The organism is Microcoleus sp. B13-B6 (genome assembly GCF_036705405.1).
In the GTDB taxonomy this organism is placed as follows: domain Bacteria; phylum Cyanobacteriota; class Cyanobacteriia; order Cyanobacteriales; family Microcoleaceae; genus Microcoleus.
The window spans coordinates 1-13028 of the sequence record NZ_JAUBUJ010000091.1; the positions used below are offsets into that span (position 1 = coordinate 1).

The 13028-nt window shown below is 45.2% G+C and carries 16 protein-coding genes and 2 tRNA genes; 4 read left to right on the forward strand and 14 right to left on the reverse strand.

The window, feature by feature from the left end; translation table 11 throughout:
• Window positions 1-359: 359 nt before the first annotated feature.
• The 3 genes from QUB35_RS29940 to QUB35_RS29950 all read right to left on the reverse strand — a co-directional run bounded on the left by QUB35_RS29940 (window position 360) and on the right by QUB35_RS29950 (window position 2377).
• A complete protein-coding gene (locus QUB35_RS29940) occupies window positions 360-716 on the reverse strand; it encodes a peptidoglycan-binding domain-containing protein (RefSeq protein WP_333145280.1) in 357 nt (118 codons plus the stop codon).
• A 129-nt stretch (window positions 717-845) separates the two neighbouring features.
• Window positions 846-1484 (reverse strand): ThiF family adenylyltransferase, encoded by a 639-nt coding sequence (locus QUB35_RS29945; RefSeq protein WP_333145281.1) that lies wholly within the window; start codon window positions 1482-1484, stop codon window positions 846-848.
• 47 nt (window positions 1485-1531) lie between these two features.
• Complete coding sequence (locus QUB35_RS29950) at window positions 1532-2377, reverse strand: hypothetical protein (RefSeq protein ID WP_333145282.1); 846 nt, start codon at window positions 2375-2377, stop codon at window positions 1532-1534.
• Window positions 2378-2513: 136 nt separating this feature from the next.
• On the opposite strand from QUB35_RS29950, the gene QUB35_RS29955 reads away from it, so the two are divergent.
• A complete protein-coding gene (locus tag QUB35_RS29955; protein ID WP_333145283.1) occupies window positions 2514-2906 on the forward strand; it encodes a DUF4189 domain-containing protein in 393 nt (130 codons plus the stop codon).
• Window positions 2907-3049: 143 nt separating this feature from the next.
• On the opposite strand, the gene QUB35_RS29960 is transcribed toward QUB35_RS29955, so the two are convergent.
• Window positions 3050-3391, reverse strand: a complete 342-nt coding sequence (locus QUB35_RS29960; protein WP_015174354.1) for a hypothetical protein — start codon at window positions 3389-3391, stop codon at window positions 3050-3052.
• 420 nt (window positions 3392-3811) lie between these two features.
• Here QUB35_RS29960 and QUB35_RS29965 point away from each other — a divergent pair, with 420 nt between their 5' ends.
• Window positions 3812-4066 (forward strand): DUF433 domain-containing protein, encoded by a 255-nt coding sequence (locus tag QUB35_RS29965; protein ID WP_333145284.1) that lies wholly within the window; start codon window positions 3812-3814, stop codon window positions 4064-4066.
• A gap of 73 nt (window positions 4067-4139) precedes the next feature.
• Here the strand turns inward: QUB35_RS29965 and QUB35_RS29970 are convergent, their stop codons facing one another.
• The 9 genes from QUB35_RS29970 to QUB35_RS30010 form a co-directional block, all read right to left on the reverse strand.
• Window positions 4140-4766 carry a Uma2 family endonuclease gene (locus QUB35_RS29970; RefSeq protein ID WP_333145285.1) on the reverse strand — a complete coding sequence of 209 codons (627 nt, stop codon included), beginning with the start codon at window positions 4764-4766 and terminating at the stop codon, window positions 4140-4142.
• 63 nt (window positions 4767-4829) lie between these two features.
• A complete protein-coding gene (locus tag QUB35_RS29975; RefSeq protein WP_333145286.1) occupies window positions 4830-5285 on the reverse strand; it encodes a type II toxin-antitoxin system prevent-host-death family antitoxin in 456 nt (151 codons plus the stop codon).
• Window positions 5286-5332: 47 nt separating this feature from the next.
• Window positions 5333-5620, reverse strand: a complete 288-nt coding sequence (locus QUB35_RS29980) for a Txe/YoeB family addiction module toxin (RefSeq protein ID WP_333145287.1) — start codon at window positions 5618-5620, stop codon at window positions 5333-5335.
• Between the two features lie 101 nt (window positions 5621-5721).
• Entirely contained in the window at window positions 5722-7161 is a 1440-nt protein-coding gene (locus QUB35_RS29985) for a hypothetical protein (RefSeq protein ID WP_333145288.1), read from the reverse strand.
• A 365-nt stretch (window positions 7162-7526) separates the two neighbouring features.
• Entirely contained in the window at window positions 7527-7958 is a 432-nt protein-coding gene (locus tag QUB35_RS29990; RefSeq protein WP_333145290.1) for a hypothetical protein, read from the reverse strand.
• A 130-nt stretch (window positions 7959-8088) separates the two neighbouring features.
• Window positions 8089-8161 (reverse strand) — tRNA-Lys (locus QUB35_RS29995).
• Window positions 8162-8376: 215 nt separating this feature from the next.
• Window positions 8377-8577, reverse strand: coding sequence for a hypothetical protein (locus QUB35_RS30000; protein ID WP_333101629.1), 201 nt, complete (start codon window positions 8575-8577; stop codon window positions 8377-8379).
• A gap of 706 nt (window positions 8578-9283) precedes the next feature.
• The gene (locus QUB35_RS30005) at window positions 9284-10246 is read right to left on the reverse strand and encodes a GNAT family N-acetyltransferase (protein ID WP_333145291.1); all 963 of its coding nucleotides are present in this window, start codon (window positions 10244-10246) and stop codon (window positions 9284-9286) included.
• Between the two features lie 227 nt (window positions 10247-10473).
• Window positions 10474-10547: transfer RNA gene (locus tag QUB35_RS30010), tRNA-Lys, on the reverse strand.
• A gap of 276 nt (window positions 10548-10823) precedes the next feature.
• Between QUB35_RS30010 and QUB35_RS30015 the strand changes: the two genes are divergently transcribed.
• On the forward strand, window positions 10824-10988 hold the full coding sequence (locus tag QUB35_RS30015; protein WP_333145292.1) for a ribbon-helix-helix domain-containing protein: 165 nt from the start codon (window positions 10824-10826) through the stop codon (window positions 10986-10988).
• Window positions 10989-11065: 77 nt separating this feature from the next.
• On the forward strand, window positions 11066-11296 hold the full coding sequence (locus QUB35_RS30020; protein ID WP_333145293.1) for a hypothetical protein: 231 nt from the start codon (window positions 11066-11068) through the stop codon (window positions 11294-11296).
• Between the two features lie 733 nt (window positions 11297-12029).
• Here the strand turns inward: QUB35_RS30020 and QUB35_RS30025 are convergent.
• Window positions 12030-12863, reverse strand: a complete 834-nt coding sequence (locus tag QUB35_RS30025) for an HNH endonuclease signature motif containing protein (RefSeq protein WP_333145294.1) — start codon at window positions 12861-12863, stop codon at window positions 12030-12032.
• Window positions 12864-13028: the final 165 nt, after the last annotated feature.

Genomic DNA, 13028 nt, shown 5'->3' on the forward strand with positions numbered 1-13028 from the left:
GGCTTTTTCAAGCCCACACCGTATCGGTACTCCGTAGCTTGCGGGTCGCGTAGCGACATCGGTGTCGGGTGATTGACTAGCAATCTAGTAGGCGATTGATTGTTGATTAAAGCTTCTGTGTCTGTAGTTGCACAAAATGCGCTATCTGTCCAACTACAAACCGCAGCGATTAATGATTAGCAATGATGACTCCACCCAAACACAGGTACTTGCTTTCCGAGGCTATCGAGGGTCTAGAAAAAAAATTAGATTACAGAGTTTAAGCTTCCAGATTCATCTGTTATCGAGTAAATCTAAAATCTAAAATCTAAAATCTAAAATCGACTGACTTAGGAACCTTTGTTGTCCGGTGCTTAAAGTTACAAACTAGCAAACAGTCTGTCCCAAGTTTTGCCTCCCACAACTCCGTCTACAGGAATATCCGCTTGTCGCTGAAATCTTTTCACTGCATCTTCGGTTGTCGGACCGAACACGCCATCAATTACGATCGGGTGTGGGGACAATCCCCGCGCGTTCAACAACTTTTGCAGTTTCTTCACATCGTGCCCTTTCGAGCCGCATTTTAAAATCCTTTTATGGTGTTTCACTGCTGGTTGATGGCAATCATCAGTGTGGCAAACTGCGGAGCCTGCTGCATAGTTGGCTCTACTTGTGCCAGTCAAAACTAATAGAGCGAGAATTGCTAGTAAATAATAAAAAGTCTGTGTTCCGGCCATACTTTCCCTGTTAAATTTTCAAGCGTTTTTTGTAATTTGGACGATTGTTTGAGGGTGAGAAACCGGGTTTATAGGATGGGGGCATCCAATCTTGATTGACCAGGTTTCTGGCAACAGTCAACCGACATTCTACAATATAAGTGGCTTTACTGCAAAATCTCCGATCGTGCAAGTTAAATTTTGTTGCTGTTTGGTAGCAGCAAAGGTAACAATTACTTCGCAAGCAACTGCAACCGTCAGCATTACCAAGTTTCGCGCCAGCGGGTAATCGCAAACGTCATCATTCGCCGCTGAAGGAACCCGATAGTGTTGGTTCCAAATTATTTCGGAATAATCGGCAGCTAATCCGACGTGCACGCAGGGAAGGGAGGCACTCGCACAGTAATCCTTGACTGCTTGCCGCCCGACACTGTTATCAAAAGTATCGATGACTGTGGCGCTGTTGGCAAGCAGCCGATCGGCATTTGCGGGTGTCAATTCTTTTGAGTGCGCGTCAATGCTGACTCCCAAAGCCCGGTAGAGGTTGTTGGCGAGAATTTTGGCTTTGAATGCGCCGATGTCCGATCGATAATAGGGTTGAGTGGAAAGGTTGCGTTCCTCGATGCGATCGCGATCGATGACTTTTAACTGACAAAAGCCCGATCTCGCCAGACTTTCTGTAATATTCGCACCCAAAGCGCCCGCCCCGCACACCGTTACCGGGAAATTTTTGATCTGCGACATCACTGCGGCACTTCTGTAAAGTTGTTCGTGAAAAAATATGCTCATGGTCAGTAGTCAGTAGTCAGTAGTCAGTAGTCAGTAGTCATTATTTCCTATCTATCTTCAACTACTCCAACCAATGATTGCAAGTCGAAGTCTTTGTCCAATCCGCTGAGACAAATGCCAGCACTCATAACTGTCAAGTCATTTTTGGCGATCGCAGAAGTGTGATGTTCTCCAGTCCCGCTAGTCCATTCAACCAGCCAATAATGTTTGCGATCGCAAAAATCCCGCAATTCACCGCCACCCATTTTTAGCGCCCGCTGCAAGCGCTGTTGATCCCGCACTTTCGGATCGAAATCTTTAATATTTCGGGACACCAATTCGTAAACAGTTCGCATTTCCGGCGTCATCCCTTTAAAGCGAACTTCTTGAGGCAAAATCAACTTTTTCAAAGCAGCTTTTAAGTTCTCAGACTGCCGCGGATCGGCGCGCCTGTCAATCTCTTCAAACCACAAACAATGACCGTCCCACCGCGCAACGATCTGCTCAAACTGCGAACCTTTAGTTACTAAATGCACTGCTACGGGTTTCGCAACACCAGTACGCTGTTTAGCATCAGATTCATTAACAGGATAAGCCAGCCACGTTTGCCCTTGCAGCACGCAGGCTAAGTGCAAGCGAACGGGTACGAGCAGTTGCAAATACTCTGCCACTTGCGGCAAAATCGGCTCCTCAATTACTGCAGCAATTTCCTCATTAATCGGCCTAAAAATCGCCCATCCTTCAAAGTTGCGCGGCTGCGGTTGAAAAGTATAAACCATTGAGCTAACTCTTACCCGCACGCTTCCCCCGCGCACGCATGGAGCCAGGAATTGGGTATCGAGTAGCTGCCCTTCTTGGGCAGCGAGTTGGCTGAGGATTTTGCGGATATCTGCCACTGAATTGACCTCCATCATCTTACTTTTCGTTACCTAAAACACTTTTAATTTAAAAGAAATATAAAGATTGTTTAACACTATTGACAGGACTTAATCTCCTAATCTAATATTGAGCGAACCTCGCAACTTAACCTGGTAAATATCGTAAGTAAATATGCTGAAAAAGCTTTTTTCTAAGTGGGTTGTAGTCACAGCTTTGACACTTCCTCTTTTTGGCTCAGTCCAGGTAGCTAAAGCTCAGGACAGCTATGGAGCTACTGCTTATTCTCCGACTTCTGACGCCACTGGTATTAGTTGGGATCATGCTACAGAGAAAGAAGCACTAAACGCAGCAGTAGCCGTCTGCAATGAACAAAGCGGAGGTGCGAACGACTGCGAAGCGCTGACCTCTAATAGCAATAATTGTGGAGCGATCGCAGTAGGCAAAGGAGGAGCCGGTGCGGGCTGGGGCGACGATAAAGCCGCAGCAGAAGCTCAAGCTCTCGCCGGTTGCAGCGAACTAGAGGGCGGCAGTTGTAAAGTGCAGCTTTCAGCTTGCAACAACTAATTAAACTGATAAAAATCGGTGGCAGAGGTGTATATGTTGGCTGCTAAAACAGCTTAAAAAATAGTAAATGTATGGTGTGCAATGCACACCATACCAAATACAACTCAGCTAAAATTAGGGTACGCAATGCACACCCTACGCAGTTAATCTCCTACTTCGGAAGTAACTGCATCTGGTGGCAGCAAACTTTCTAATCTATCTTTAGACCAGTATTCAGTAGGGTAAGCAAGTGCAATAATATCAGAGAGTCGAATCAGCCACGTAACTTGTCCGTAAGCATCGATATTTTCCGCCTGTTCGTTAGGGGGAACTATCACCAAAAGTTCCGCAAACTCCCCGAACAAATTAATCGGGATGCCGCCGAAACTGCTATTATTTGTTTTAATCCAAACTTTACTGCCTCGATCGAGAGCTTCTTGGAGTCGCTGGCAGAGCAAACTGGATTTTTTGACCTGGGATTTTTTGGCTTTCGACTTTTTTCCCATAGTTTTAAGTAGTTAAAGTAGTTGTATTGTGGATTGCACAGTGGGTTGCACAGTTCGTTAGACAGTGGGTTGAGATATAGTGCGCTCGCGGTTTGGTATTGAAACGGACTGAAGCAAAAAGGGATCTCGCCCCGTCCCTACCCCATTACTCTAGTCTATAAGAAAGTGCTGTACTGCGATCGTAATAACAATTTAATGGCAAAATCGCCAAATGACACCAGTTCCCAAAAAATGCGACTCTAGCCAAGCTTCAAACCCTTAATTCATCAGTGATTCCCAATCTAAAATCTAAAATCTAAAATCTAACATGGTATGACCTGCGGTGGCACTGTTACAAAGTCAGTCAACGATGCCCGTGTTTCTACTGTGTCCAAATGCAGTATAATCGGCGGAATCTTCCCAAATCGTTTAAGTAAAACAATGGACTGGCGAAAGCTCATTCATCCAAACCCGAAAGCTTCAACAAGTCAACCAGCAGCGCCAGAAACTCGATTGTCTGTAGAATTTTTGCTAGGGCTCTTTGCTGCGGGATGGACTCAACAGCAGGTGTTAGAAAAATATCCCGCACTGACTTCGGAAAAGTTACGCGCTGCTTTGGCTGCTGCGGATTCCCACTTAGTCTCAGCCATCGCTAATCCAGAATTACAAGAAATTATTGATCAAACTAGAGAATAATTGAAAAAAGGTAAAAAGTTGTTGCTTGAGGATATTGAGGGAGATGTTTGGTAGTAAAGAACGATATTAAATCTCAGCTTCCCCTTAAATTTTCTCTAACTCTTTCCCGAAACTCCAACACAGCCTCAAGGGGGTCAGGCCGTTGTACATACTCTGCAATCACTGATAAATCCAAATTCGGCAGCAACTCGCTTTGCTGCATTTTTTCATATTCCTCTCCCCGAAGATGATAAACCTCAAAGCGACGATTTTTCCAGAACCAAACCTCTGTGATTCCGAGCTTTTTGTAAACTGCTAACTTGTCCAGGCCGCCACTGCTGAGTACAACCTCGATCGCCAAATCAGGAAATTCTTTTTCTGTACCGATACAATAGCACTCGTCCGGTTCTGTACCGCCCTTTTTTGCTTGAATGCGGAAGGTAGTTGAACCCAATCCCCAAAACCTAGTCCGTGTTTCTTGAAAATACGCTTCTAGCAGCATCCCAATATTGGTTTTATCTCGATCGTGACGGCGACTTGGGGACATAATTTCCAGCACTTCATCTAAATAAGTAACCCGATACCAAGGACTATCTCCCAGTTGAGTCAGTAATTGTTCATACTGTTGCCAACTTACCCCACTGGTAATAAATCTTTCCACGGGATCTTCGGTAAGAAGCTCTAGTTCGTTTGCCAAATCTTTGATTAATATTGAAGTCACCAACAGCTCCTCCCAAGTTTAGAGTATAGTTGAAGATTGTGATGTAAATATCTACCTAAAAAATTACGATTCTGTTTCTGTGAATTGTCGCTGATGCTGACGCATTCCTCCTAGCATAGCTTGCTGTAAGGGATCTAGTCCATCTGCATAATCATCATTGATGCTGTCTAGCAGTTGTCGATCGCGATCGGTTTGTAAGCTGTTACTAGCGATCGCTACCTTATCCTCAGTATCATCCTCTTCATCAAGCCCAAATTTTTTGCAAATTTCATCGAGTGTCTGAGGTTGAACAACTCTTGCTTTAGCTCTCTTTAATGCTGTCAGCAAACGAGTTGCATTAACGGGCGATCTCAACAAATAAAGAGTTTCTAGCAAACTTTCTAATTCGACCTCAGACATCAAAACCGCATTTTTGCCGTTAGGTCTAGTAATAACTATTACTTCCCCCGTTTCAACAGTGCGGTCGCAGAGATTTTCTAAATTTGCTTGAGCTTCAGCATATGTAATCTCAGTTGACATAAAATTCTAACTCCCACTAAATTAAGGTTTCAACTTTGCTCGCTTTACTAATAGTGATAGCGCCCTTTAAGAAAATTGATACGCTCATCACTTACTAAATAAACAATACGATGTTCTTTATTCAAGCGACGCGACCACGCGCCCGACAACTCGTATTTCAGGGGTTCCGGCTTGCCAATGCCTTCAAACGGGTCTCGCAGAATTTCTCTGACCATTTTGATTAAGCGTAACGCCATCTTGCGGTCAGTTTGTACCCAATATTCTAGGTCTTCTAAAAACTCAGGCTGAAAAACTGCCTGACGTTCTACGCGATCGCTCTCACCCTCAGCACTCATCTGGCAAACCCTGAATCATTTTTTCAATTTTATGCTCCCTGCTAGAAAAAATAAGGTGAGCATTGCTCGCCAGCTTAACTGACGAGTCATGCCCAATTATATCACTTATCATCCCTCACAGGCAACGAAGTATCCAGAATTTCCATCAACAATTCCAGCCGCGAAGGACGACTCAACATCGGCACTAAATTCGGCAAGGAGTAGTAATCGCCGGCAAACGTAAAGGTTTCCACCGATACTTGTTTGTCCTTTAATTGCTTCTGGACATATTCGCACCAAGAACCAACTCGCACAATCACCACATCAGGAATTACCCCCAAACTGCGGCAGTAATTCTGATAAGCATCCGCGAAATAAGGTGCAGCATTTTCGCCTTCATCTGTTACCATAATGAATTGCTCGACAACCTGCTTTTTAAGCCGCATTGCTTCCACCGCGCAACCGCAACTTGTGCCGCCGCCAGCGCGAATGTGCTTGAAAGCGCCTTCCCAGTCTGTCAATTCGCTGCCGTTTGCTTCCACTCGATACGGCATCGTGTCAAAGGCATAAACGAACAGTGCAGCCTCGGAAATGCCGGAAATCAAAGCAGCGAGACGCTTCCCGACTTCGATCGCACTTTCCATCGAACCCGACTTGTCAATCAACAAACCCGTTGCTTTCGCAATCTTGCCGCGCTTCTTCACCTGTTCGTTTGTCACCGCTTCCAGCTTAGCCGTCGTTGCTGCGTCGAAGTTCGCGCCCGCGCCCGCAACACTTGCTTTGTAAGCAGAAACCCGATCGCACTTTGCCGCTTCATCCAGCTTCGAGTCAATCAACTGCTTGACTTCCGCGTGATCCATCGCGCCGCGCGACTGAATCGATTTCAAATTGTTGATGACTTCCTGCGGCGACATCGAGTTAATCAGCGCGGCCAAAACCGTTGGCGTTAGCTGTCTGATCGCACCAACTGCGATCGTATATGGAATCTTGTACTCAACAATCAAATTCGCCTGTTCCGCAGGTGTCGCCGCCTTTGCTAACTGCTTCAAAACGAATGCCAGAGAGTCGGACGGCGGATTGTCTTTAAACAGGATAGCATTAGCGCGATCGCTCGGCTTGACGTGCAGCGTTGCGTACAAATGCTTCATCGCCTTGCGGTTGCGGAGGGCGGCGCGATCGAAAAACTGTGCATTCTTTTCCCGCGATTTCAGATAGCGAGTGACAGCAGTGCGCGCGCTGCGAGGCATCTTATTCTGGTGCCGCTTCATAAAGTCCACAATCCGCGAAACTTCGTAGGGAGGGAACTCTTGCAGCATCATAAACCCGGCATCCCGGTGTTCCGTCAGCGCCGAAGTTAGCAAATTTCCGACAAAAACTTCCTTGTGGTCGCGCACGTCGCCTTGACGCTGATACCAGACTGCTAAATGACCGTAAAATATTGGGTCTAATTCGACAATTAACTTGTGGATTTCTGCTACTTTTTCTAATTGGCGGTGAGGAGTTGTCAGCAGGCTGTTGAGCATTTCCAAACGTAAATCGCGTTCTACTGTATTCATATTCATTGGTGTTACCTAATATTTTGCACCTTGCGCCTTAGTCCGCCAGGGATTGAAATCCCTGGCTCAAAGCTTAAGTCCTCTTAAGAGGACTGAAATGCGTGTTTACAAATGTATTTTTTGTGATTAAAAACCAACAAAAACAAATATTTTTAGTCCTCTTTAGAGCCAGTAATTTCAATCCCTGGCTCAAAGCTAAAGTCCTCTTAAGAGGACTAAAATGCGTGGTTAAAAATGTATTTTTTGTGATTAAAAACCAACAAAAACAAATATCTTTAGTCCTCTTCAGAGGACTTTAGCTATTAGACAGGGATTTCAATCCCTGGCGGACTATTTCGGAGTCGAGTGACTTCAAATCTGGTTCCATCCAGCTATTTCTGGCTTCCCATGACATCAGGCGATCCTGGGTGTAATAGCGAAATGGTAAAGTACGCGCGTGCGGAGCTATCCCGTAGGGAATCGGCATATTTTGCAATCAAACCGTTAGCCAGATGTACGATCGAGCGATTTTGGCTTTCATCGGCGAGATACCGGCGAATAGTTCGCACCCAAAACAGCGTTAGTGTTTCGTGATACCCGCTGTTTTTTGTAGTTTCAATTCCTTGAGCCGAGTTGTAACGTTTAATGCCATTCCGCACCGCATTTATCGCTTCTGGCTCCGAGTCATAACACAGATACCACAGGGCAACGGTTAAATGTGCTTCGTGCGTCCATTGACTTCGCGACAGGTTGCCTTCTTGGAAGGCATGAATCAGACTGTCTATCTCCTTGGGCGATCGGTAAATTGCCAGTTTTTTTCTCATGGCTAATACCCAATTTATTTTTGAGGACGGAAGTCTTCAATACAAACAGGATTACTTAATTATTATCCTGAATTAACAACAAGAGTTTATAGCGCCTAAAATGTCACTTCGCGCAAGTCAAGAAAGCCGTTGGCACATACGCAGGAGTTGAACCCGCGACCAGTTCCTTAAAAGGGAATTGCTCTACCAATGAGCTAGTATGTAAGCTTCCTTTGTTGGGGCGCGAAGTGGAACTTTTAAGCGTCGGATAGATATAAAAAATTTAGCTATAAAAGGCAGCGCACAAGTCAGAGAAGCTTTTTTTCACGCTCTCGAAAGGTAGGAATTGAACCTACTATTCGATTTTAAGTGGAACGTTTTTAGTTTGTAAGCTTCTTTAGTTGGGGTGCGCTGTCTAATACGTGCTTTAAGTGAATTTCTAGCCGTAAACAGCTTCTGGCCGAACAATTAAATCACCGCTGGGACGGCGATCCAGAACGTAAGACTCGAAGCGAGATCCCTTGACATCAAAATGATTTGCCAGACGTTCCTTAATAGCCTTGTCGCTCATTCCTGCCGCGATACCCAGTTGGTCTTCGGCCAGATCGTAGGAACGTCCTTCAAAACGAATGTGAACCATTACCGATACCTCCTAGAGCAATTGTGGATTTTGGATTAGTAGCTTATCTGCTCTCGACTTTGGCTTTTTGTAAGACTTGGCAAATTGCCAGTATCGGTAAAGATTCACGAAATCTGATAATCTTTACTGAAAGAAGCGCCGTTCTAAATGATAAGCTTGTTTAATTTTGCGGATTTCCTCAGCCTTTTTGGTTGATTGAAATCTGGCTGAACTTGTCTGTTCTGAATCCGCATCAAATTCGTTGAAATTAGACTGATTTCGTACAACATCTGACTCATGCCGAGTCAGTTTGTAACCGAACAGTCTCGTATAAAGTAACAACATGACCATCGAGTCTATATTACAAGACTTTCAAATTGATCTTCGTTGAAATTTTGAGCAATATTTAGTTGTCAAGGTTCAGAATTTGCACGAAAAATACAGGTTTTTGCTTGTCCTGCGCTTTCCATATTTATATACTACATAGGTACTACACAGGTGTCAAGGGGGTAGCAAAAGTTTTTTTAGATCGGATATCTCGCACTATTGTCAGGAACAGGCAAGATGCCTGTTCCACAAAGAATGAATTTGATTGTGGGGTGGGCATCCTGCCCGCCTGTGAATTTGATTGTGGGGAGTAGGGGTTGGGCAGGAGAGCCCGCCCATAATTAGATAGGACTTATGCACGGGTAGGCAGAAACCGGGTTGTTTCACCAAAAAATATCGATTAAACATCCTTAACATAGGAAATGCTGTTGCGAATATTGTGGAAGCCAGCAGACTCGTAAAGTCGCATCGCACCTGATGAATTTTCAGCATCGACGCCGAGAATAGCAGTAGCCACACCGGCAGCTTTGAGTCGATGCAAACCAGCGAGCAACATCGCTCGTCCCAATCCCATTTTGCGGAAGCCGCGCCGAGTGCCGAGACAAGCAATCCAGCCTTCATTGCGCCCGGTACGATCGCACTCTTGCACACTAATCTGGCAGTAACAAAAACTGACAAATGTGCCGTCATCAGCAACAGCAATCAGGTCTAAATCATTTCTGTAATCGGGTTTAGCTAACTCGTGCTTAAATTTATTCACTGTTAAATCGTGATGATTCCAGTGATCGATAAACGACTGGTTGAACATTTCTACCCAAGCTGGGGCATCCTGTTCGCCGGGGAACTGACGCAGCGCGAAACCTTCGGGGAAGTGCGGTTCGGGGATCGGTTCAGAGAGCGATCGCGCCATGCGGCAAAAATAGCGATCGACCTTAAAACCGCAACTTGTCAGCACAGAAATGCGATCGCAATCCTCAGCGCGAGCGTAGGTTCGCAGCTTCACGCGCCCGCCCCGCATCGCAGACACCTCGCGCATCCGCACTTCACCCCAGGCGATCGCGGCTGCTTCCACATCGCCTCCGCGCGCACCTGGGTGAACGCGAAACCACAGCCAACCGTCAATTACTTCCCCCGGTACAGAAACCGACAACTGAGCAAAACCGATTAATTTTCCCTCCGCATCTTCCCAAAGGCGGATATCGCGGGCTTGGTCTAGAGACGGTGCGTTAAATTCTTGTTGTAGTTCCGAGATGGAAGTGCCTTCATCGAGCCGATCGACTTCTTCGCAAGTATTGATTAAATGGGCGATCGCATCTAAATCGCGATCGCCCGCATAGCAGCGCCCTGAGAGATTTGCCATCATAGCTAATCACCATTTCCTGTTGTTATTCAGTTTCAAAATAGCTTGGGCGATCGCACTTTTATCGATCGGATGAGCCGATTGACATTAAAAATCCGACAACGCAAACACTCACTGTAATCCAACCGCTACCGCCCTTGGCTGCTATCGTGAGCGAAAAATGGGCGAAAAGGGACATACTAGAGACAGTTTAAAGTCTCAAAGCCTTGTGAATAGTAGGTTATTGGGGATGGGAGTAGAAGGACTTGAACCTTCGACCTTGAGATTAAGAGTCACCTGCTCTAACCAACTGAGCTATACTCCCGCATCTAGAATAGTATAACACAATATTTTAATTTTCGCATATTTCACCTTTTTTATTAAGTTGTGTGGTTACTGGGTGCTTCTGAATGTAACCAATAGGTCCAATCGCTCCCTTGGTTAGAGATTTGCGATCGACCTTTTTATTTGTTAGCGTACAGTTTCGCAGCAGCAGCCATTTTATCGCGCTGCGCCCGCATCTCTACAGACGATCGCAGCAAGGTGCGATCGGTACTCCGAAAGAGGATAAGCTGGTGTCAACTAAACATGACTGCTTGAAATGGCTGACAAAGAAGAGACTGCTGTGATTAAAGTCACAGTTCCCAAGCGTTTGCACGAAAAACTGAGAAAAATCTCCCAGCAGACAGGAGTTCCTATGTCCACTCTGCTAGTCATGGCGGCCGTCAAGGAATACAACCTCGTGGACGAAACTGAGGATAAGTAACTATTAGTATACCGTGAGTACCCTTGAAAGGTACTATATGGCATATTTCAGGAATAGTCAACCCTGGAGGTGTACTTGTGACTCAAGATGAACTCGAAGCCCTTGTCGATGAACTCGGCTTAGCGTCAGTCGTCAGCCTGCTGGCAAATATCTGCCACAACAAAGCCCGACAAACCTTGTGCCTGAAGGGACAAGGGGCTACTCCTTATACCGCTTGGAACAGCAACGGCTTCTTGCTGAAGCAGTTGATGACCAGACTGCGGCCAATCGGCAGCTACGATCGCGATTTAGACCTCAAGAACAACTGAGGTTCTGAGGTTCAACCCGTGCAAGTGCGTAAAGCATTGGTTTTAGTCGGTTAACAGCCGAGTATGTATGCTTTAACTGTTAGGGCACGGGTTGAAACTCTTCGATTTGGACTTGAACCTTGAAATGGAGAGGACGGGACTCGAACCCGCATCGATCGACAGCAACTTTCAGGAAACGCGCTTCCTTACTGCCCGCAAGCAGACGGGAACTGCCCCCATCTCGGACTGTTAATTCCTTTCAGTGCCTCCGCAACCCGCTGCCAGTTTGCGTTTCCAGGGAACGTCGCGAAGCAACTTTTTACCCTACTCAACAAACCCGATCGTCCTTTTGGGAGCCGCTTTTCCAAAGTTTTTACGGTGCCATTCCACTTAGGCGACCTCCCCATAATTTTTCTCAGTATATGAGAGCAAAGCTCGTGAAAAAATCAACCATAATTCTCCCTTATTTATATATAAAATCATAAGCAATCCACCGAGGAGGTACTGCCCCTCCTATCCCCGCGTTATCAGCACGGTGTCTCGCTTTTCGACTTCCGGTGGTTAATTAAAAGGAAGATGAAGGAATCGAACCCTTACAGTTACCTGTACCCCAGTTTTCAAGACGGGTTGCCAACCATTTAGCGGCATCTTCCTTATTAATCATGCTATGATTTAGTCTGAAGTTAATTTACCAGTTTACTTAACTCTCATTGCATATCGATAGGAGTCGAACTACAATTTCGGTAATTGCAAATTAGCTACTTTCCTTTTGGCATTGCATACCTGTATGATTTCGACTCTGTTTTGCCCAGTAACCCCTAGTAGGTTTCTCAATGTCATAAGCTTTACACCATTTCTCCACTGCTTTGTCACTCACACCAAAATCTATAGCTATATGAGTAGTTGGTTTTTCCCAGACTAGCTTTTGCAAATCCTCTTTAGAAGGACGCTCAACTTTTCTGGAGTTAATTCTTGGAGAGCCACATTTCTTCATTCTTACTTTTATTTCTTTTTTCCCATTGGCACAATCATTTATCCTCCCATTTTCTGAAGCAATATGTGTCTCTAATACTTGGTTGTCGATTGCCTGCTTTACTCTTTGATTTTTGTTACCCCAATTTTCTGTTTGTTGATGGCAATTTGGACATAAGAACCTGAGATTTTCTAATCGATTGTCATCGTGAACTCCATTGATGCGATCTAAGTGCAAAGCTAAGGGCTTATCTCTCCACTGGTCAATCCCGCATTCATTACATTTATAATCCCAACCTTTTTGAATTAATCTTTTAGTCAACTTGGGGCCACCATTATAAGTTGAACACTCTACAAATACCTCCTCATCAGGATATGTATTCTTAGTTCGATTCTGCCAAATTGCAGGATTACTACTAGCAGTTTCTCCCTTAGCCCAAGAAGCCCCAACAAAATGTTGAGTTGAAATTCCTAAGTTTTTAAGACGCGAACTAATATTCCTGCGATTCCCTCCTGTTTTTCCCAAACCCAATTTTTTAAGCACCTCAGTAAGCGTAATGCTTTCCCTGACGATGGGCTCTAAAAGCTCCTTGGTGTACTTAGATTTTTTAGGCATTTGTAGTGTTTTCAGTCTTTACTAAACAATATAGCGCGATAATGAGTACGTCGTTAGTTGAAATAACCAACGTCTCGATCTCTTCGATTTCAGACACCGAAAGTGGAGTCAAGGAGAATCGAACTCCTGGCCTCTTGCGTGCAAAGCAAGCGCTCTACCAATTGA

Excerpts from the sequence above, each read along its gene's own strand:
- QUB35_RS29940 (WP_333145280.1), bottom strand. The coding sequence starts at position 716 with ATGGCCGGAACACAGACTTTTTATTATTTACTAGCAATTCTCGCTCTA.
- QUB35_RS29945 (WP_333145281.1), bottom strand. The coding sequence starts at position 1,484 with ATGAGCATATTTTTTCACGAACAACTTTACAGAAGTGCCGCAGTGATG.
- QUB35_RS29950 (WP_333145282.1), bottom strand. The coding sequence starts at position 2,377 with ATGATGGAGGTCAATTCAGTGGCAGATATCCGCAAAATCCTCAGCCAA.
- QUB35_RS29955 (WP_333145283.1), top strand. The coding sequence starts at position 2,514 with ATGCTGAAAAAGCTTTTTTCTAAGTGGGTTGTAGTCACAGCTTTGACA.
- QUB35_RS29960 (WP_015174354.1), bottom strand. The coding sequence starts at position 3,391 with ATGGGAAAAAAGTCGAAAGCCAAAAAATCCCAGGTCAAAAAATCCAGT.
- QUB35_RS29965 (WP_333145284.1), top strand. The coding sequence starts at position 3,812 with ATGGACTGGCGAAAGCTCATTCATCCAAACCCGAAAGCTTCAACAAGT.
- QUB35_RS29975 (WP_333145286.1), bottom strand. The coding sequence starts at position 5,285 with ATGTCAACTGAGATTACATATGCTGAAGCTCAAGCAAATTTAGAAAAT.
- QUB35_RS29980 (WP_333145287.1), bottom strand. The coding sequence starts at position 5,620 with ATGAGTGCTGAGGGTGAGAGCGATCGCGTAGAACGTCAGGCAGTTTTT.
- QUB35_RS29985 (WP_333145288.1), bottom strand. The coding sequence starts at position 7,161 with ATGAATATGAATACAGTAGAACGCGATTTACGTTTGGAAATGCTCAAC.
- QUB35_RS29990 (WP_333145290.1), bottom strand. The coding sequence starts at position 7,958 with ATGAGAAAAAAACTGGCAATTTACCGATCGCCCAAGGAGATAGACAGT.
- QUB35_RS30000 (WP_333101629.1), bottom strand. The coding sequence starts at position 8,577 with ATGGTTCACATTCGTTTTGAAGGACGTTCCTACGATCTGGCCGAAGAC.
- QUB35_RS30005 (WP_333145291.1), bottom strand. The coding sequence starts at position 10,246 with ATGATGGCAAATCTCTCAGGGCGCTGCTATGCGGGCGATCGCGATTTA.
- QUB35_RS30015 (WP_333145292.1), top strand. The coding sequence starts at position 10,824 with ATGGCTGACAAAGAAGAGACTGCTGTGATTAAAGTCACAGTTCCCAAG.
- QUB35_RS30025 (WP_333145294.1), bottom strand. The coding sequence starts at position 12,863 with ATGCCTAAAAAATCTAAGTACACCAAGGAGCTTTTAGAGCCCATCGTC.